Annotated in this window: 1 protein-coding gene; it reads right to left on the bottom strand. The window is 75.5% G+C overall.

Annotated features, from left to right (window positions below; genetic code table 11):
* Positions 1-58: 58 nt before the first annotated feature.
* The coding region (gspL, locus tag AC27KI_RS27030) for a type II secretion system protein GspL (RefSeq protein WP_487116994.1) at positions 59-539 on the bottom strand (481 nt) is incomplete at its 5' end.

The raw sequence follows: 539 nt of genomic DNA on the forward strand, positions 1-539 counted from the left end.
GCCTTGAGGGGCGCGACGGCGCTGGAGGGCGAAGAGGGGGCGGCGGGTGCGGGGCGCTTCATGGCTGGCCTCCGGTGCGCAGCAGCCACTGCCCGTCCTGCATGCGGGAGGAATACCCGGCGGCGGACAGCCGCTGGTTGGCGCTGGCCAGCGCCTCGGCGGGCAGCTCGAGCCCGCGCAGGCGAAGATCGCCCGCGCTGTAGTCGAGCGCGGTGGGCAACTGGCCCGGCGGCAGCGCGGCGCCCGCGGCGGCCAGCATGGGTTCGAGGTCGCGCGGCGAGACGCTGCCGGCGGCCTGGCGCAACTGAGCGAGTTCGCGCTCCATCTGCACGGGCGCATCGACCACCACCTTCACCTGGGGAAAGGTCTGCGTGAGCGCGGCGCGCACGCCGGCCTGCTTGGCCTCCAGTGCCTGGCGTTCCTGCCAGGCCCAGGCATTGAGGCCCACGAGCTGCGTGGCCACCAGCAGCCCGAGGGCCCAGCGCGCGGCGCGCCATTGCGGCGCGCGCGCGAAGGTGCCGAGCGTGCTGCCGGCCTTG

This window comes from Acidovorax sp. KPB24-03, from assembly GCF_057546605.1.